The sequence below is a fragment of the Rhodococcus pseudokoreensis genome (assembly GCF_017068395.1).
In the GTDB taxonomy this organism is placed as follows: Bacteria; Actinomycetota; Actinomycetes; order Mycobacteriales; family Mycobacteriaceae; genus Rhodococcus_F; species Rhodococcus_F pseudokoreensis.
The window spans coordinates 1,364,056-1,382,804 of record NZ_CP070619.1 but is presented as its reverse complement, the minus strand read 5'-3'; the positions used below and the strand labels follow the sequence as shown (position 1 = coordinate 1,382,804).

Annotated in this window: 16 protein-coding genes; 6 read left to right on the top strand and 10 right to left on the bottom strand. The window is 69.1% G+C overall.

Annotation, left to right across the window (positions count from 1 at the left end; all coding sequences use genetic code 11):
- Nucleotides 1–218: 218 nt before the first annotated feature.
- Both JWS13_RS11805 and JWS13_RS11800 read left to right on the top strand, forming a co-directional pair.
- A complete protein-coding gene (locus JWS13_RS11805; protein ID WP_206005696.1) occupies nt 219–1,403 on the top strand; it encodes an exonuclease SbcCD subunit D in 1,185 nt (394 codons plus the stop codon).
- Nucleotides 1,400–4,381: an AAA family ATPase gene (locus tag JWS13_RS11800; protein WP_206005695.1), complete on the top strand. Its 2,982-nt coding sequence runs from the start codon at nt 1,400–1,402 to the stop codon at nt 4,379–4,381. Before JWS13_RS11805 ends, JWS13_RS11800 begins: the two co-directional genes overlap by 4 nt.
- A gap of 7 nt (nt 4,382–4,388) precedes the next feature.
- On the opposite strand, the gene JWS13_RS11795 is transcribed toward JWS13_RS11800, so the two are convergent.
- The 4 genes from JWS13_RS11795 to JWS13_RS11780 all read right to left on the bottom strand — a co-directional run bounded on the left by JWS13_RS11795 (nt 4,389) and on the right by JWS13_RS11780 (nt 9,869).
- Complete coding sequence (locus tag JWS13_RS11795; protein ID WP_124389438.1) at nt 4,389–5,600, bottom strand: AI-2E family transporter; 1,212 nt, start codon at nt 5,598–5,600, stop codon at nt 4,389–4,391.
- Between the two features lie 77 nt (nt 5,601–5,677).
- Nucleotides 5,678–5,869: a YbdD/YjiX family protein gene (locus JWS13_RS11790; RefSeq protein WP_124389513.1), complete on the bottom strand. Its 192-nt coding sequence runs from the start codon at nt 5,867–5,869 to the stop codon at nt 5,678–5,680.
- Nucleotides 5,862–8,165 carry a carbon starvation CstA family protein gene (locus tag JWS13_RS11785; RefSeq protein WP_206005694.1) on the bottom strand — a complete coding sequence of 768 codons (2,304 nt, stop codon included), beginning with the start codon at nt 8,163–8,165 and terminating at the stop codon, nt 5,862–5,864. Before JWS13_RS11785 ends, JWS13_RS11790 begins: the two co-directional genes overlap by 8 nt.
- A gap of 126 nt (nt 8,166–8,291) precedes the next feature.
- Entirely contained in the window at nt 8,292–9,869 is a 1,578-nt protein-coding gene (locus tag JWS13_RS11780; protein WP_206005693.1) for an FMN-binding glutamate synthase family protein, read from the bottom strand.
- Nucleotides 9,870–9,988: 119 nt separating this feature from the next.
- Between JWS13_RS11780 and JWS13_RS11775 the strand changes: the two genes are divergently transcribed.
- Both JWS13_RS11775 and ychF read left to right on the top strand, forming a co-directional pair.
- Nucleotides 9,989–10,399 carry a CD225/dispanin family protein gene (locus JWS13_RS11775; RefSeq protein ID WP_206005692.1) on the top strand — a complete coding sequence of 137 codons (411 nt, stop codon included), beginning with the start codon at nt 9,989–9,991 and terminating at the stop codon, nt 10,397–10,399.
- A gap of 47 nt (nt 10,400–10,446) precedes the next feature.
- Nucleotides 10,447–11,526, top strand: a complete 1,080-nt coding sequence (gene ychF / locus JWS13_RS11770) for a redox-regulated ATPase YchF (protein WP_206005691.1) — start codon at nt 10,447–10,449, stop codon at nt 11,524–11,526.
- Here ychF and JWS13_RS11765 read toward each other — a convergent pair.
- Nucleotides 11,516–12,916, bottom strand: a complete 1,401-nt coding sequence (locus JWS13_RS11765) for an MFS transporter (protein WP_206005690.1) — start codon at nt 12,914–12,916, stop codon at nt 11,516–11,518. The two genes, ychF and JWS13_RS11765, sit on opposite strands and share 11 nt — an antisense overlap.
- A gap of 61 nt (nt 12,917–12,977) precedes the next feature.
- Between JWS13_RS11765 and JWS13_RS11760 the strand changes: the two genes are divergently transcribed.
- The gene (locus JWS13_RS11760; RefSeq protein ID WP_206005689.1) at nt 12,978–13,508 is read left to right on the top strand and encodes a winged helix-turn-helix transcriptional regulator; all 531 of its coding nucleotides are present in this window, start codon (nt 12,978–12,980) and stop codon (nt 13,506–13,508) included.
- A gap of 3 nt (nt 13,509–13,511) precedes the next feature.
- On the opposite strand, the gene JWS13_RS11755 is transcribed toward JWS13_RS11760, so the two are convergent.
- The 3 genes from JWS13_RS11755 to JWS13_RS45975 form a co-directional block, all read right to left on the bottom strand.
- Nucleotides 13,512–14,381, bottom strand: a complete 870-nt coding sequence (locus JWS13_RS11755; protein WP_206005688.1) for a PE-PPE domain-containing protein — start codon at nt 14,379–14,381, stop codon at nt 13,512–13,514.
- Nucleotides 14,382–14,449: 68 nt separating this feature from the next.
- The gene (locus JWS13_RS11750) at nt 14,450–14,854 is read right to left on the bottom strand and encodes a DUF1304 domain-containing protein (protein WP_206005687.1); all 405 of its coding nucleotides are present in this window, start codon (nt 14,852–14,854) and stop codon (nt 14,450–14,452) included.
- Nucleotides 14,851–14,979 (bottom strand): hypothetical protein, encoded by a 129-nt coding sequence (locus JWS13_RS45975; protein ID WP_259375219.1) that lies wholly within the window; start codon nt 14,977–14,979, stop codon nt 14,851–14,853. Before JWS13_RS45975 ends, JWS13_RS11750 begins: the two co-directional genes overlap by 4 nt.
- Nucleotides 14,980–15,065: 86 nt before the next feature.
- Here JWS13_RS45975 and JWS13_RS11745 point away from each other — a divergent pair, with 86 nt between their 5' ends.
- Complete coding sequence (locus tag JWS13_RS11745) at nt 15,066–16,109, top strand: helix-turn-helix transcriptional regulator (RefSeq protein WP_206005686.1); 1,044 nt, start codon at nt 15,066–15,068, stop codon at nt 16,107–16,109.
- A gap of 7 nt (nt 16,110–16,116) precedes the next feature.
- Here JWS13_RS11745 and JWS13_RS11740 read toward each other — a convergent pair whose 3' ends face one another.
- Together JWS13_RS11740 and fusA are read right to left on the bottom strand one after the other, a co-directional pair.
- The gene (locus JWS13_RS11740; protein ID WP_206005685.1) at nt 16,117–16,506 is read right to left on the bottom strand and encodes a hypothetical protein; all 390 of its coding nucleotides are present in this window, start codon (nt 16,504–16,506) and stop codon (nt 16,117–16,119) included.
- Between the two features lie 124 nt (nt 16,507–16,630).
- A complete protein-coding gene (fusA, locus tag JWS13_RS11735; RefSeq protein WP_206005684.1) occupies nt 16,631–18,664 on the bottom strand; it encodes an elongation factor G in 2,034 nt (677 codons plus the stop codon).
- Nucleotides 18,665–18,749: the final 85 nt, after the last annotated feature.

The following is an 18,749-nucleotide window of genomic DNA, read 5'->3' as shown; positions in this document are numbered from 1 at the left end:
AGATTTGTGCATCGCGACCACGAATCTACGGCGCTGACCTCGGTGAGGTCGTCGTCGAACACGTCGAGGTCGTGGAGCTTGCGGGCGGTGACTGTGACCCGGGACTCGATGTGGCGATGTGGCTCATGGTGCACCCGCCCACCGACAGCCCATTCGGCCGGACGCCACGCGGGCGAGGTGTTCGAGGTTGTCGGCACGGTGCTCTACGGTCTCGGGACATGAGGATCCTGCACACTTCGGACTGGCACATCGGACGCACGTTCCACGGGGTGGACCTGCTCACCGACCAGGCCCGTGTGCTCGATGCGATCGCCGCTCTCGTCGCCGAGCACGGTGTGGACGTCGTCGTCGTTCCCGGCGACGTGTACGACCGGTCGATTCCCAGCGCGGACGCCGTCACCGTGTGCAACCGCGGATTCGAAGCCATCCGGGACGCGGGCGCGGTCATCGTCGCCACGTCCGGCAACCACGATTCCGCAGCGCGGCTCGGCGCGGGTGCCGCGTTCTCCCGCGCGGGTGGGCTGCACCTCATGACGACGGTCTCCGGGATCAGCGCGCCCGTCGTGCTCGAGGACGCGCACGGACCCGTCGCGTTCTACGGCATCCCGTATCTCGAGCCCGAGATCACCCGCGCGCAACTCGACGTGCCTGACGCCCGGTCGCACGCCGAGATCCTCGACGCCGCGATGGGCCGTGTCCGCACCGACCTGGACGCGCGCCGTGAAAACGCGCCGCGCACCCGGTCGGTGGTGCTGGCCCACGCGTTCGTGGTCGGGGCGGAGGCCGCCGGGTCGGAGCGGTCGATTTCCGTCGGCGGCGTCGAGACCGTGTCGGCGTCCGCTTTCGGCGGGGTCGACTACGTCGCGCTCGGCCACCTCCACTCGCCGCAGACCCTCACCGGGAACATCCGGTACTCGGGTTCGCCGCTGCCGTACTCGTTCGGTGAGCGCACCCACGGCAAGGCCGTCTTCCTCGTGGACCTCGACGCCGACGGACTGCACTCCGTCGAGCGGGTCGATCTGCCGGTGGTCCGCGGTCTGAAGCAGCTGACGGGGACGGTGCAGCAGTTGCTCGAGGACGACGCGTACCGCGACGCCGAGGACTGCTACGTGTCGGCGGTGCTCACCGACCCGGAACGTCCGGTCGACGCCATGCGCGCGCTGCAGACCCGGTTCCCGTTCGCCGTCCACCTCGAATGGCAGCGCCCGGACGGTGCCGACGATCTGCGCTACCGCGACAAGGTGCACGGACGCAGTGATCTGCAGATCACCCGCAGCTTCCTCACCGATCTGCGCAGCGCACCGTCGACGAGCGAGATCCGGCTGGTCGAGGCCGCCCTCGGTTACGCCGACCGGGCCGGCGAGGACACCGCCGAGGTCGTCGCGCTGGAACAGACGGCATGAGGCTGCATCGACTGGAGGTCGAAGCCTTCGGGCCGTTCGCAGGATCCGTGGAAGTCGACTTCGACCGGCTCGGTGCGGACGGGCTGTTTCTGCTGCACGGTCATACCGGGGCCGGCAAGACGACGGTCCTCGACGCGGTGGCGTTCGCGCTGTACGGCACCGTGCCCGGGGTGCGGAAGGACGGCAAGCGCCTCCTGTCCGACCACGCTCCCGCCGGATCCGTTCCGACGGTGACACTCGAGGCGACGATCGCCGGCCGGCATCTGCGGCTCGTCCGCAGCCCGGAGTTCGAGCGGCCCAAGCGTCGCGGGTCGGGGACGATCAAGGAGAACGCGAAGGCCACGCTGACCTGGCTCGACGGTCACGGCGAGAACCTGTCCCGGATCCCCGACATCGCCGACGAGGTCGGGCGGCTGATGGGCATGAGCGCCGACCAGTTCTTCCAGGTGGTGCTGCTGCCGCAGGGCGAGTTCGCGAAGTTCCTGCGCGCCGACACCGAGGAGCGCGGCCAGCTGCTGGAGCGGCTGTTCGACACCACGCGATTCGAGACGGTGGAGGAGTGGTTCCTCGACCGCAGGCGCACCAGCGCCCACGAACTCGACGAGCACCAGCGGTCCGTCGACCTGCTGCTCGCGAGAGTCGCGACTGCCGCCGGGATCGAGGGCGGCGCCGACGCCGATCCGGTGACCTGGGCCCACAAGCTCGAGGACGAGGCGCGCGCAACCCGCGACCTGGCAGCGGACGACCTGCACAAAGCGAAGGGCCGGGCGATGGTGGCCCGTGATGCGCTCACGGAGGCGCGCCGCGTCCTCGAACTGCAGACCCGCCGGCGGCGAGCCCAGACGGAACTCGACACCCACGCAGCGGGTGCCGGTCAGCGGGCCGTCCTCGTCGCCGAACTGGCCGATGCGCGCCGGGCAGAACCGGTCGCGACGGTGGCGCGCGACGCCGACGCCGCCCGGGCCAAAGCCGCGGCCGCAGCGCGGAACGTCGGGGCGATCACCGACCGACTGCGCGCGAGCGTGGGCGGCGCCGACCTCGTTGCGGAGTTGTCCTGGCCGCCGACCGTCGACGAACGCGAGCACATCCGGGCCGGAATCCGCACCTGGCGTGACGAGATCGTGCGGCTCGACGGCGCACTCGCCGAATCCGTTGCCGCCGACCGGCTCACCGTCGAGGTGGAACGGCTGCGCGCGCGGCAGGTCGAACTCACCGAGGCCGGTGACGCGCTGTCCCGGGAGCGGAAACAACTACCACTCGCCCAGCGGGAAGCGGAGAAGGCGCTCGACTCGGCGGAGAAGGCCCGCGCCGCACTGCCCGGCCTCGTCGACACCCGGGACCGGGCAGCCGACGCGGCCTCCGCGGCGGCGGATCTGCGCACCCGCCGCGTCGAGCGGGATCGCCTCGAACGCGCGGTGCACGAGGCCCGGGAGCAGCACCAGGACGCGCGGGAACACTGGCTCGACCTGATGCAACGCCGGATTACGGGCATGGCCGCCGAACTGGCGGGCACGCTCGAGGACGGTGTCCCGTGCCAGGTGTGTGGTTCACCCGAGCACCCGCGGCCCGCGGAACCGTCCGAGCTGTCGGTCACGAAGGCCGGCGAGGACCAGGCACGCGCGGCGGAGCAGAAAGCCGCGGCGGCGCTGACGACCGCGACCGAGAAACTCGGCGCGGCCGAGCGCGCGATCGACGTGCTCGTGCAGCGCGGCGGCGACGGTGACGCGGACGAACTCGCGCAGGCACTCTCGGCCGCGGAGTCGGCGGTGCGGGAGGCGACTGCGCTCGGGGATCAGGTGGAGCGCCGATCCGCGATCCTCACCGAACTGCGGGACCGCGAGAGCCGGCTGCAGGAACGGTCGCGGGACGTCGGCGCCGATGCCGCCACGGTGGCCGAGCGAATCGCGGCGAGCACGACGCAACTCGGGGAGATCCGGGCCCGGGTGAGTCAGGCGGCGGGCGACGACCCGAGCGTCGAGGATCGTCGCGCGCGACTCGACGCGCTCGCCGAGGCGGCATCGGAACTGCTGGACGCGCGGGACGCGGGCGCCGGTGCCGAGTCGGCGGCCCGTGAACTCGCGGCCAAGGCTCAGGCGCTCGCCGGGGACGCCGGTTTCGGCGGCATCGGCGACGCCGTGGCCGCGGTCCGGACGGCCGCTCGCCGGAATGAGATCGAGGCCGCCCTCACGGCGGCGCGGGACGCCGAGGTGGGGGCGCGCAGAGTGCTCGACGATCCCGAGGTCGCCGCTGTCGCCGACGCGGAACCCGTGGATTTGGCGGCCGTCCGGCACGCGCACGACGCGGCGGCGGAGGTCGTGGACGTCGCCGTCGCGGCGGCGTCCGACGCCGAGCGCCGACTGCTCGACCTGGAACGGTACGTCGGTCAGCTCGACAAGACCGCCGAGACGATTGCCCCGATGCAGGCCGCGCACGAGGAGTTGGCCGCGCTCGCCGAGGTGATCGCGGGCCGTGGCCAGAACGCGAGGAAGATGTCGCTGCGGTCGTATGTGCTCGCGGCCCGGCTGGAAGAGGTCGCGGTGTCGGCGTCCGTGCGGCTCGGCCGCATGTCGGCCGGGCGCTACGAGTTCGTCCACAGCGACGAGGCCGGCCCGCGAGGCCGCCGCGGCGGCCTGGGGCTGGATATCCGCGACGACTACACCGGGGTGGTGCGTTCGGCCAAGACCCTGTCCGGTGGTGAGTCGTTCCTTGCGTCGCTGTCGCTGGCGCTCGGTCTCGCCGATGTGGTGGCGGCCGAGTCGGGTGGCGTCGTGCTCGACACGATGTTCATCGACGAGGGATTCGGCACCCTCGACGCGGACACCCTCGACTTGGTGATGGGTGTTCTCGACGAGCTGCGTGACGGCGGCCGGGTGGTGGGGGTCGTCAGTCACGTCGACGAGATGCGTCAGCGGATCCCGAGCAGGCTGCACGTGATCCGCGGACGCACCGGCTCGACCGTGGAGGTCGTGGCCGGTTGACCGCCGGTCAGTCCGGCTTCGACGCGACGGCGGTCTCGTCGACGGTGACGCCCTCCCGTTCGGCGTCGTCGAGGTCTTCGTTCGCGGCGACGGCGTCGGGGATGTTGCTCTCGGCGCTGTGCTCGTCGATCTGCTCGCCGATGTAGCGCACCACCACGGCGGCGACGGCGGCGGCGGGCACCGCGAGGAAGGCGCCGACGATTCCGAACACGGAGCCACCGGCGGTGACGGCGAGGAGGACCACGACGGCGTGCAGTTTCATGCTCTTGCTCTGGAGAACGGGCTGCAGCACGTTGCCCTCGATCTGCTGCACCACGATGATGATGATCAGCACGATCACCGCGGTGGTGAGACCATTGGCGACCAGTGCGACCAGCACGGCGAGTGCGCCGGCGACGAACGCACCGACGATCGGGATGAAGCCACCGATGAACGTCAGGATCGCGAGGACCGGTGCGAGTGGCACACCCAGAATCACCAGCCCGGCCCCGATGAAGACGGCGTCGATGAGGCTGACCAGAGCCTGAGTGCGGATGAATCCACCGAGCGTGTCCCACATGCGGCCCAGCACCACTTCGAGGTGACGGCCCGCGCGGCCGCCGCTGACGGAATGCAGCCAGGGGATGAACCGGGGGCCGTCCTTGATGAAGAAGAACGACAGCACCAGCACGAGGCCGAGCGTGATCAGCAGCGAGCTGGCGGTGCTGACACCGGTGAACACCCCGGACGCGATGACCGTTCCACTCTCCTGGACCTTCACGATGATCGTGTGGATGCCCTGGTCGATCTGGTCGTCCTGCAGGTTGATCGGCGGACCCTTCAACCAGTCCTGCACCTGGTTGATGCCCTGGGTGGCTTTGTTGGCCAGCTCGGGGGCCTGACTGACGACGGACGGCACGATGCCGGCGATGATCCCGGCGACGACGGCGATGAACACGACGAGCGTTGTCGCGGCGGCCGCCGCCGGGGGGATCCGCCGCTTCGTCATCGCGCGTGTCGGCGGCCACAGCACCGTGCACACCACGATCGCCAGCAGCACGGGGAGGACGATCACCCACAGCTTCTCGATGATCCATCCGAACAGCAACGCGCCCAGCGAGATTGCCACGAGGACCAGCGACCACTTGGCCAGCCACATCGCACCCACCCCGATGAGGTGCCCGCGGTCCGGTTTCGTGATCGTGCTCCCGGACGGTGCCGTGGCTTCCTTCTCCGTCACAGATGGTCCTCCCTGCCGTGTCTGCTCAGCCGATCAGTACTGACAGTACTGGGGAACGCCGGGACGGCACGGTGTGGTCAGCAGCAGCGGGCGCCGGGGTTGGCGTCGGCGTCCGCGTAGCGCGCTTTCCAGTAATCGCGCTCGCTCGGCACCTCGGCGTCCGGGTGGTGGCGGCGAAGGTGCTCGACGTACCTGCTGTAGTCGTGGTCGCCCATCAGCGCCCCCGTCCACCACCAGGCGGTCCGGACGGCCCCGACGACCTTATTCATCATGATGATGTGCCCTGTCCGTGTGAGTGTGTGCCGCGCCGGGTGCGCGGACCGCGCCCGAGGCGATGAGTTCGTTCCATTCCTTGTCGAGGTCCTTCTCGGCGGCGGTGGGGACGAACCCGGCCGGTGCGAAGATCTTCGACGGCTCCTCGGGTGCTTCGGTGGTCGGCAGTCCGCCCGCCCGGAACGCCTTGACGCACACGACCGCTCCGGCCGCCATGACGACGAGGACGAGGCCGGCGAACACGATCGACAGGGTGCCCTGGATGAACGTGTTGCGGATGACGGCGTCGATGGCCTCGGAGGTCTTGGCGGATCCGAAACTGGTTTTGCCTGCTTCCTTCGCCTCCTTGAACGCGGCGTGCTGGGACCAGTAGCCGACGGAGGTGTTGCCGGAGAAGATCTTCTGCCAGGACGCGGTCATGGTGACGATCAGATCCCAGACGAGGGGAACACCGGGAATCCAGGCCCACTTGAAGAGGCCCTTCTTCATGACGATGGCGAGAACCACCATCAGGGCTATCGCGGCGAGCAACTGGTTCGCGATGCCGAACAGCGGGAACAGGGTGTTGATTCCGCCGAGCGGGTCGGTGACGCCCATCAGGAGGATGGCGCCCCACAGTCCGACGACGGCGAGCGAGCACACCCAGGCTCCGATGCGCCACGACGGATCCTTGAACTTGCGGGCGGCGCCACCGAAGTTGCCGAGCGAGTCCGACAGCATGAACCGGGCGACCCGGGTGCCGGCGTCGACGGTGGTGAGGATGAACAGCGCCTCGAACATGATCGCGAAGTGGTACCAGAACGACTTGAGGGCGGCGCCGCCGAGGAACTGGCTGAGCACTTCCGACATGCCGAACGCGAGCGTCGGGGCACCGCCGGTGCGCGAGATGATCGACTCCTCGTCGACGCCCGCCGCGGCCTGCGCGAGGGTGTCCGCGGAGATGTTCGGGCTGGACAGTCCGAGGCTGTTCACATACGCCGCGGCCGTCTCGGGGGTTCCGCCGGTGAGGGTCGCCGGCGCATTGAGCGCGAAGTACAGGTGCTGGTCGATGATGCACGCGGTGACGAGCGCCATGATCGCGACGAACGACTCGGTGAGCATGCCCCCGTATCCGATCAGCCGCATCTGCTTTTCCTTCGCCAGCAGTTTGGGCGTCGTGCCGGAGGAGATGAGGGCGTGGAAGCCGGACAGCGCGCCGCACGCGATCGTGATGAACAGGAACGGGAACAGTGAGCCCGCGAAGGCGGGGCCGTTGCCCTGGATGGCGAACGTCGTGACGTCGGGCATCTTGATGGTGGGCTGCGCGATCAGAATGCCGATGGCCAGCAGGAGGATCGTGCCGATCTTCATGAACGTCGACAGATAGTCGCGCGGCGCCAGCAGCAGCCACACGGGCAGGACGGAAGCGGCGAAACCGTAGGCGATCATCAGCCAGGCGATGGTCACCTTCGACAGCGTGAACCAGTCGGCGCCCCAGCCGGTGTCGGCCACCCAGCCGCCGGACACGATGGCGAGGAGCAGCAGCACGACGCCGATCAGCGACACTTCCGCGACCTTGCCCGGGCGCAGGTACCGCAGGTAGACGCCCATGAAGAGGGCGATCGGGATGGTCATGGCGATGGAGAAGACACCCCACGGGCTTTCCGCCAGCGCGTTGACGACGACGAGGGCGAGCACCGCGATGAGGATGATCATGATGACGAAGACGCCGATCATGGCGGCGATGCCGCCGACGACGCCCAGTTCGTCGCGGGCCATCTGGCCGAGGCTGCGGCCGCGGCGTTTCGTCGAGATCCACAGGACGAGGAAGTCTTGGACGGCGCCGGCGAAGACGACGCCGATGATGATCCACAGCGTGCCGGGCAGGTAGCCCATCTGGGCGGCGAGGACGGGGCCGACGAGGGGGCCTGCGCCGGCGATGGCGGCGAAGTGGTGCCCGAACAGCACCCGCCGATCCGTCGGCATGTAGTCCTTGCCGTTTTCGAGGATCTCGGCGGGGGTGGCCCGATCGTCACGGGGCTGGACGAGTTTGCGCTCGATCAGCCGCGCGTAGAAGCGGTAGGCGATCAGGTAGGTGCAGACGGCGGCCACCACGAACCAGACGGCGTTGATGTTCTCGCCGCGGACGAACGCGATCATCACCCAGGCGATGCCGCCGAGAAGGCCGAGGACGGCGAACGTGATCCGCGCCGCCGGTGAGATCGGGGTGCGGTCCACGACGCCGACGGGCGGCAGATCCGGATCCGTTTTCAGGTACTCGACCTCGGATTCGGGGGCGGCTCTCAGGGCCATCGCGAACTCCTTCCCGGCGTCCCCGTCGTCATTGTGTGCCAGGGGCGACGCCGTCGACAAGAGCCACATCTTTTGTGGCCCCCGTCACCCTATTGCTCCGACGTTCCGTTCGACGAAAAAACGACGTCAGAAGCGAGTCGAGTCGGCATCGATCCAGTCGGTGAGCCAATCCGACGGGGGGTCGTCGAGTAGTTCGCCGGGCATCAGCCACTCGTACAGTTCCGCGTAGGTGCGGGTGGTGACGCCGTCGATCCGGCGGTTGAGCATCGCCGGTGTCAGTTGGTCGAAGCTGTCGAGGCCCATCGACGCCACCATCTGCTGGGCGCCTGCCACCGTCGACTTCTGGAACCGGAACACCCTGGCCGCCTTGTCGGGGACGTCGAGTGCGCGGGTCCGCGCCGGGTCCTGGGTGGTCACCCCGACGGGGCAGCGGTTGGTGTGACACATCTGCGCCTGGATGCACCCGACGGCGAACATCATCGCGCGGGCGGCCAGGGTGAAATCGGCGCCCTGGATGATCCGTTTGACGATGTCGGATGCGCTGGCGACCTTCCCGGACGCGCCGATCTTGACGCGGTTCCGCAACCCGGTGCCGGTGAGCGCGTTGTGCACCAGCATCAGCCCCTCGGTGAGGGGCATGCCCATGTTGTCCTCGAATTCCACTGGACCCGCACCGGTTCCACCCTCGGAGCCGTCGACGATGACGAAGTCCGGGGTGACGTCGCGTTCGAGCATCGCCTTGCAGATGCCGAGGAATTCGATGCGCGATCCGACGCACAACTTGAACCCGACGGGTTTGCCGCCGGACAGCTTCCGCAGGGTGACGATGAAGTCGATGAGCCCGTTCGGGGTGGAGAACGCGGTGTGCGAGGGCGGGGAGATCACCGTCTTCCCGACCGGCACGCCGCGCGTCTCGGCGATCTCCCGCGACACCTTCGCACCGGGCAGCACCCCGCCGAGCCCGGGTTTCGCGCCCTGCGACAGTTTGATGGAGATCGCCTTCACCTGGTCGAGTGCCGCGTGCTCGGCGAACTGGGCGGGGTCGAACCGGCCGTCCTCCGTCCGGCAGCCGAAGTAACCGGACGCGATCTCCCAGATCAGGTCGCCGCCATGCTTGCGGTGGTAGGGACTGATGGCGCCCTCGCCGGTGTCGTGCGCGAACCCGCCGCGCGCGGCCCCGGCGTTGAGGGCTTCGATGGCGTTGGCGGAGAGCGAGCCGAAACTCATCGCCGACACGTTGAGAAGCGCGATGTCGTAGGGCTGTTCGCAGTCCGGTCCGCCGAGGCGGACGGTCGGCGGTTCGGGCGGGGCCGTCCGGGCGCGCAGCGAATGGACCATGAACTCGTAGCCGACGGCGTGGACGTCCCGCTCGGTGCCGAACGGCTCCTCGGCGAGCGTGCCCTTGGCGCGCTCGTAGACGAGGTCGCGGGTGTCGCGGTCGAAGGGTGTTCCATCCGTGGACGATTCGATGAAGTACTGCTGGATCTCGGGGCGGATCTTCTCGAGCAGGAACCGCGCATGCCCCAGCACCGGGTAGTTCCGCAGAATGCTGTGCCGCCGTTGCACCAGGTCCCACGTGCCCAGAGCAGCGGTCGCGAGCAGCAGGAGGGCGGCGAACCACCATCCCGTGGCCACAGCGACGGTCAGGGCGAGAGCGCCCAGGCCGAGGATCCATATCGCGAGGACGATCAACCATCGGGTCACGTGCTGAGACTAGAACCTCACGTGAGTGCCGACGCGTACTCCGGCGCACTTTCCCACTCACGTGGGGAGAGGATGGGATAGTGGAGGCATCAGGTCAGCTGCCACGACAGGGGGATGTCATGTCGGAGTCACCGAACAATCCGGAATCGCCCAGCAAACCGGTGCCGCCGAAGCCGGGCGACACGGGCGCCTACGGCTACCAGTACCCGACGCAGCAGCAACAGCCGCCGTCGCAGCCCTACCCGGGACAGTACGGCCCGCCGCCGCTGCCGCCGTCGAACGCCGGGTGGGCGGTGGCCGCCGTCCTCTTCTTCTGGCCGCTCGCGTTCGCCGCGTTCAACCACGTCCACGACGTCTACCCGAAGTGGGCGATGGGCGACTACCAGGGCGCCCAGTACGCGTCCGACCGCGCCAAGTCGCTCGGCAAGATCGCCCTGTGGATCTGGGTGGCGCTGATCGTCGTCTTCGTCATCGGGTACGCCATCCTGATCATCGCCCTCGTCGCGAACAGCAATACCAACAGCTGGTGAGGGCGATGGTCGTTGATCCGGCGCCGACGCCGTAGAATCCAACGACCGTGAGCCTTACCCTCGGAATCGTCGGACTGCCCAACGTCGGCAAGTCCACCTTGTTCAACGCGCTGACCAACAACGACGTGCTGGCCGCGAACTACCCGTTCGCGACCATCGAACCCAACGTCGGCCTGGTCGAACTGCCCGACCCGCGGCTGTCCGAGCTCGCCCGGATCTTCGGTTCCGAGCGCATCCTGCCCGCCACGGTGTCGTTCGTCGACATCGCCGGCATCGTCAAGGGCGCCTCCGAGGGCGCCGGCCTCGGCAACAAGTTCCTCGCCAACATCCGCGAGGCCGACGCCATCTGCCAGGTCGTTCGCGTGTTCCACGACGACGACGTCGTGCACGTCGACGGCCGCGTCGACCCGGCGTCCGACATCGAGGTGATCGAGACCGAGCTCGTCATCGCCGACATGCAGACGCTGGAGAAGGCCCTGCCGCGGCTGGAGAAGGAAGCGAAGAAGAACAAGGAGCTCAAGCCCCTCCACGAGGAGGCGCTGAAGGCGCAGGAAGTCCTCGACTCGGGCAAGACCCTGTTCAGCGCGAAGGACAAGCTGGACTTCGCGCTGCTGCGCGAACTGAGCCTGCTCACCACCAAGCCGTTCCTGTACGTGTTCAACGCCGACGAGGCAGTGCTCACCGACGAAGCGAAGGTCGCCGAACTGCGCGCCTCCGTCGCCCCCGCCGACGCCGTGTTCCTCGACGCCAAGGTTGAGCAGGAACTCCTCGAGCTGGACGAAGAGGACCGGCAGGAGATGCTCGACTCCATCGGCCAGTCCGAACCCGGCCTGCACGCCCTCGCCCGCACCGGCTTCCACACCCTCGGCCTGCAGACCTACCTCACCGCAGGTCCCAAGGAATCCCGCGCCTGGACCATCCACAAGGGCGACACCGCCCCGCAGGCCGCCGGCGTCATCCACACCGACTTCGAACGCGGCTTCATCAAGGCCGAGATCGTCTCCTTCGACGACCTCGTCGCCGCCGGATCCATGGCCGCCGCCAAGGCCGCAGGCAAGGTCCGCATGGAAGGCAAGGACTACACCATGGCCGACGGCGACGTGGTGGAGTTCCGCTTCAACGTCTGACCGCGTCTCCCCGCACGAGAACTGCGACGACTGCTGCGCCGACGAGGGAGATCAGCCCCATGGTCACGGCGGCGTGGTTCCAGCCCGTCACCATGCCGTCGATGGTGCCTGCCGGGTCGAGGGCGATGATGCTGACGATCGTGACGCCGATGGAGGAGCCGAGGTAGCGGGCGGTGTTGTTGGCGCCGCTGCCGAGTCCGCCCTGATCGGCGGGGACGCTGGCGACGGCTTGGCGGCCGAGGCCGGCGTTGAGCAGTCCGCTGGCGATCCCGGCGAGAAGTAGTCCCGGGACGAGCCGCAGCAGGGACGACTCGGGGGACAGGCCCGTCATCGTGAGCATGGCGACGCCGACGCCGGCGAGTCCGAGGACGAGTTGGGGTGACCCGGCGAGCCGCGCCGGGAGTTTCCGCGCCAGCAGTGACGCCACGACGCTCGTGCCGGACCACAGCGCGATCACTCCGGCTGCGGCGAGGGTGCTGACGTGCATCGTCTTGACGAGGAATGTGCACGCGAACGACATCAGGCCGATGATGCCCGCCCCGGTGGCGAGGGCGGCGAGGGTGGCGGCGAGGAAGTCGCGCCGGCGGAACAACGCGAGGTCGAGCATCGGGAACGGGCGCCGCCGCTCGACGCCGACGAACGCGAGGGTGAACACGGCGGCGCCGACACCGCAGAGAACGGTGGCGGCGGTGTTGCCCTGCCTGCCTTCCACCAGTGCGACGAGGATCAGCACCATCGCCGCACAGAGCGTGAATGCTCCGGGGACGTCGATCCGCTTCGGGACTGCGGACCGTGACTCCGCCAGCGCGCGCGTCGCGACCTGCCCGATCGCGAGGGACGCAACGGCGAGTGCCCAGTACAGGCCGCGCCACCATCCGGCGAGGTCGAGGAGTCCCGCGAGCACGGGACCGACCGCGATGCCCGCGCCGACGCTCGCGCCCCAGATCCCGCTCGCCGTCGCGCGTGCCGCCGGAGTGGCGAAGGCGTGGGCGACGGCGGCGAGGCTGGCCGCGATGAGCGCCGCGCCCGCCACCCCCTGGATCAGACGGCCGACGATGAACAGGACGGGTTCCTGACTGACCGCGCCGACCACCGCGCCCAGTGCGAGAAGCCAGGCACCCCAATGGAACACCCGGCGCCGGCCGTAGTCGTCGGCGAGCGCGCCCGCCGTCAGCAGGACCGCGGCGAGGCCCACACTCATCGAACTGAGAATCCACGTCTGCGCTGCGGGGCCCGCCGACAGCGCCGCGGCGACGGTGGGCATGTTGCCGAGCGGCGCGCAGAATGCGACCAGGGCGACGAACGTACCGAGCGACGCGACGGACAGCGTGGTTCCCGGACGGGGTGCGAGTGCACGGACGGGTGGGGCAACCGCAGTTGGTCTGTTCACGAGACTGAACTTAGAACTATTTTGGTCTGGTGACAAGACCGAGTTGAGTTAGCATGGTGAAATGGCACTGGGAACCGGGTACTCGCAGCAGAACTGCAACCTCGCTCGCGCGCTCGAGGTGGTGGGCGAGCGGTGGACGATGCTCGTGCTGCGCGACTGCTTCTACGGCGTCCGCCGCTTCAGCGATCTGCTCGCCCATCTCGACATCTCCCGCGCCGTCCTGACGGATCGGCTGGGCGCTCTCGTCGAGGCGGGCGTCCTCCTCCGCGTCGCCGACGGCGGCCATCCCGAGTACGAACTCACCGAGGCCGGAAAGGCGCTGTGGCCGAGCATCTATGCGCTCTCCCAATGGGGTGACCAGTACGCGTCGCCCGGCAGTTACCCCGGCCGGGTGTTCTCGCACGCCGAGTGCGGGACGCAACTCGACCGTTTCGGGCGGTGCCCCGACTGCGGCACGATCCCGGGACCGGAAGACCTCGTGGTCGCCCCCGGGCCGGGGGAGGCCGTCCACCCTCGCAGCGACGCCGTCGCCGTGGCCCTGCGCGAACCCCGCCGGATGCTCACCCCGCTGCGGTCACGCAGCGACGCCTGACCGTCACGCCGCGACGCGCAGGGGCGGTTCGAACGTCGCCCGCACCTGCAGCCACTGAGCGAGGATCTGACATCCGGTGAGACCGCTCGCGTCGAGTGGTTCGCTGGCGTACGCGATGTGCCGCCCGCCCCGCGCGTTGACGACGCGCACCCCGCGCCAGGCGAGGCGCGGCGGGAGGTAGCCGAGTACCTCGATCATCGCGGTCCGCAGTCGGCGGGCATCGGTGCGCCACTGCCGAGGGCTGAATCGTGTCATTCCCGCATTCTGGAAGCTGTTGCTGCGGATCAGTTCCCACGTCTGCATGAGCCACGTCCGCAGCGCACGGAACGACATCCACCGGGTGAGGTCGGCGATGTCGCGGACATAGCTGTCTTCGCTGGCATTGCAGATCATGTCGTCCGGGTGCGCGATCCACTGCATCGGTACCGACTCGGGGATCGGGGCGCCGGCACCTGCGACTCCGCGCCCGAAGCATCCCGGTACCACGCCCGCCGGTTGCTCGGGGTCGGAGACGAGACCCACGGCGGCAAGGTTGCCGGCGTGCAGGGCGCCGGTGGCGATCTGCCCGAGCACCTCACGGATCACGGTGCATCCCTGCGAGTACCCGATCAGCATGACCGGTCCGGGAACGGCCTCCATCGCGGCGATCAACCGGCGGACGCCGACCTCGGTGCTCTGCCGGTAGCTGAGCCCGCCCGCGGCGACCGGTCCATAGGACGCCGGATAGCCGACCCACCGAGACTCGAACCGGTCGTCGAGGGCGTCGGTGACGTCACACAACAGTCCGGAGACGTGGCGCCGGTGGTCATCGGGGTGGGACTCACCGGTACCACCGACGGCGAGAACGGTCACCTGGGGCATGACGTCCATCATGCCGACGGACGATAAGGATTCGATCGGTCGACCCTGAGAAGTTCCTGGCAATCGACTGCGAACGGTTGTCACCCGATCGCCAGCGCGATCAGCGCGACCAGCGGCGGCCCGCTCTGTGACAGTGCGCCGACGACGCCGTCGCCGCGCTGCCGGCTGAGTGCCAGGCGATCCGACACGCCCAGGGCGAGGCCCGCCAGGAACATGAAGAGGCAGGTGTAGACGACGAGCGTGCGACCGGGTGTGTCGTGACCGGACCACCAGAGGACCACGCCGGCCACTGCTCCGGAGCCGAGGAACAGGTTGTAGAAGCCGACGTTGAACGCCCACAGATGGGCGGCGGGCACGTCGCTGCCGGGGATCCGGAAGATGCCCTCGTGCACCGACGGTCTGCGGAACAGGAGCGATTCCCACACGAATGCCAGCAGGTGCACGCCGGCGGCGAGCAGGGTGGCGATCTGCGCGACGACGATCATGACGCGCCCGTCCCTGTCACAAGTTCGACGCCGTACCGATCGGTGATTCCGTGCAGCAACCGGGCCGCGTCGTCCGGCGCGTGCCGGCCGTCGCCCGCTCCGACTACGTGAATTTTCGTGGACATACAGCGACGCTATGGCGCTCACAACGTGCTGCCCATCCCAGGATTCTGGGATGGTGGTGTGCCTGTGACCAGCGCATACTGGGTCCATGCTGGAGGTTCGGGCGGAGAAGCTGCGCCGGGAGGTGCTCGCGTACGCGGGAGCGGGCGCCGAGATCACGCAACTGCACGAGCGCGCCATCGAACTGGTCGGTGAGACGGTGCGCAGCGACCTCACGTGCTGGGCGATGCTCGACCCGGAGACGCTTGCGATCAGTTCGATGACGAGCGGCCGCAGCCGGATCCCGCAGCAGTACGAACCGCTGCTCGCCGAATCCGAGTACAACGGTGACGATCCGGGGACGTTCGCCGAACTCGCCCGCAGTGGCCGGACTGTCGCGCGGGCCTCGGACCTGCCCGCGGGCGAGGTCGCCCACAGCCTCCGCCACGGCGCGGTGTGGGCGCCGCTGGGGCTCGGCAGTGAGGTCCGCCTGGTGTTCCGCGTCGACGGGGTGTGCTGGGGTGCAGCCGGATTCGTGCGGTCCGGACCGGATTTCACCGACCGTGACCTCGAGTTCCTCTCGCTCGTGGCGCCCGGGCTCGCGGTCGCGACGCGGGCCGCGTCCGTGCACGCTCGGGCGGTCACCGGTTGCGGTGATCAGGGTCCGGCGGTGGTGCTGACCGATGCCGCCGGTGATCCGGTCGCGCTGACTGCCGCTGCCCGAGGTTGGCGGGACCGCTTCGACGGCATCGCCCCGGGCAGACTGGACGTGGTGTTGCGGGCCGCGACGTTCGGGGCGCGGTCGAGCAGGTCCGGCGTGTTCAAGGCGCGTGTCCGCGACGCGGAGGGCGGCTGGATTCTGGTGCGCGCCACGGCATTGACCGGCGGCGACGAGCCGCAGACGGCGGTCACCCTCGAACCCGCAGCCGGCGGCGAGCTCACCGGACTACTGCTCGCGGCGTATGCGGTGACCGCACGCGAGCGCGACGTGTGCGCCGACGTGCTGGCGGGCTACGCGACGTCCGAAATCGCGGACCGTCGCGGCATCACCGTGAACACCGTTCAGGATCATCTGAAATCGGTCTACGCGAAGGCCGGGGTCCGCAGCCGCGCGGAACTCGCCGCGCGGCTGCGGACCGGTCGCGAGAACTAGCGACCGCTCACGAACCGGTGGTGCCCGCCGCCAGTGAGGAGCAGGCCTCCTGCGCCGCCGCCCACGTCGAACTGTCGACCCCGGGAGGTGCGGACGACTCGTCCGGCGCCCCACCCTGCGGTGGGGCGGATCCGGCGCCGCCCTCCGGCGGTGTCATCTCGCCGCTGGGCGGCGCCATTCCGCCCGGTGCCCCGCCGCCGGCCTGGTCGGGCGGTGCGGGCACGCCGTTTTCCTCGAGGCAGGCCTGGAGTTCGTCGCTCATCGCCGCCGGGGCGGAACCGCCCTGCGCAGCGCTGCCGTCCTGCACGGCGCTGCTGCTCGTGCTTGTCGACGAAGTGCCGGACGAAGACTCGCCCGAGCTACACGCGACGACGGAACATGCGAGACCTACTGCCATCGCCGCTCCACCGATGCCGCGAACCAATTGTGAACGCATGATCGATGCCCTTCCCTCTGTGAGTGAGACACCACTACACCGCGGGAAGCTGGGAGAACGCTGCGTGCACGCTGGAAGGGCACTGTCAGCGCGGTTCGGGCCGCTCCTGGTAGCACTTGAAACTCAGTGCGAGACGGCCACGCCCGTGCGTCATCGAGCGCAGGGCGACCGGATAGTCGGTGACCTCGCTGGTCGGCACCGAGGCGATGACGGTGACCTCGCCGTCCCCTGCCGGTTCGGTGCCCTCGATCTGGCCGCGTCGCCGGCCGAGATCCGCCATCACGTCACCCTGCAGCGTCGAGGGCACGGTGACCTCGACGTGGTCGACGGGCTCGAGAACCAGAGTGCCCACCTTCTCGATGGCCGCACGGAGGGCGAGCGCCCCCGCCATCCGGAAGCTGAAATCGTCGGAGTCGACCGAGTGATGCTTGCCGTCGAGGACGGTGGCGCGCAGGTCGACGAGCGGAAACCCGTGCCTGCCTCCGCGTCCCATCGATTCGGCGATCCCCTTGCCGACCGCGGGAATGAGCGACTTGGGTATCACTCCGCCGCGGGTCTCGTCGACGAATTCGTAGCCCTCGTCGCGGGGGAGCGGCTCGAAGCGGACCGTCGCCACACCGAACTGGCCGTGACCGCCGCTCTGCTTCTTGTGGCGGCCCTCCGTCTCCACGGTGCCGAGCAGTGTCTCGCGGTACGCGATCTTGACCGGTTCGGTCAGGAGGGTGATGCCGTACCGCCGCTTCAACCGGGTCAGCGCCACCTGCACGTGCACGTCGCCGGCGCCCCGCATCACCGTCTGGTGGGTCTCGCTGTCGCGCGTGACCTCGAGCGTCGGGTCGTCGCTGACGAGTTCGGCCAGGGCGGTCGCGAGTTTGTCCTCGTCGCCCGCGCTCTCGGCGGCCACCGCGAGTCCGTAGACGGGACGGCGGTGCACGATCGGCGGCACGGTGAGCGGTGAGCCGATCGGCGCGAGGGTGTCGCCCGTCGAGACGTCGGTGAGTTTGATGGCGCCGACGATGTCGCCGGCCTCCGCGCTGTCGATCGGGGTGTGTTTGCTACCGAGGACGCGAAGGAGGTTGTGCAGGCGCTCCTTCGCGCCGGTGCGCTGATTGACGAGGACATCGTCCGCGTGCACGCTGCCGGAGAGGATCTTCAGCAACGCCACCTGCCCGACATATTCGTCTGTCTGCGTCTTGAAGACGTACGCGAGCGTCTCGCCGGACGGATCGCACCGCACCTCGGCGACCCTGTCCCCGTCACCGCGGACCTCGATGCCCGGGACCTCCGACGGTGCCGGCGCGATCCGGCACACGAAGTCGAGCAATCGGTCGACGGCGATCGCATCGACGGCCGACCCGCACAGCACCGGCCACAGCGAGCCCGCGGCGAAGCCCGCGCGGAGCGCGTGCTCGAGTTCGGGAACGGAGATGTCCTCGCCGTCGAGGTACTTCGAGAGCAGGTCGTCCTCGATCTCGACGACGTCCTCCACGAGATGCTCGTGCTGCTCGTGTTCGCGGTCGGCGATGTCGGCGGGCAGTTCGTCGCTCGTGTTCGCGGACCCGCTGTCGTAGAGGATGACGTGCTCGGTGAGGAGGTCGGCGACGCCGGTGAACCCGGACGCCTCGCCGACAGGCAGGTCGACCGGTTCGACTCCGGATCCGAAGTGGTCGCGGATCCCGGCCAGGACGGCGTCGAACGACGCCCGCTCCTTGTCCATCTTGTTCACGAACAGGATGCGCGGGATGGCTCGTTCGGTGGCCGCCTGCCAGAGCAGTTCGTCGTTCACCTGCAGACCGCTGACCCCGTCGATCACGAACACCGCGACGTCGGCGACCCGGAGCGCCGTCATCGCGTCGCCGGCGAAATCGGCGTAGCCCGGCGGGTCGAGAAGATTGATCCGGTAGTCGTTCCAGGAGAACGAGGCCAGGCCGAGCGTCAGCGACTGGGTGCGGTCGTGTTCCTCGGGCTGGGTGTCGAGCACCGTGTTGCCGCTCTCGACACGACCGGGCCGCGTGACGACACCGGCGCGGAAGAGCATCGCCTCCGCGAGCGTCGTCTTCCCGTTGCCCTGATGTCCCACCAGAGCGATATTGCGGATCAGATCCGTCTCGGTCGTCACTGCTACCCCCACCATGTCGTACGGGTCGCTCCCGACGATACCGCGCGCGCGACCGGCGGCGAGGCGTTATCTTCCACGTGAAGAG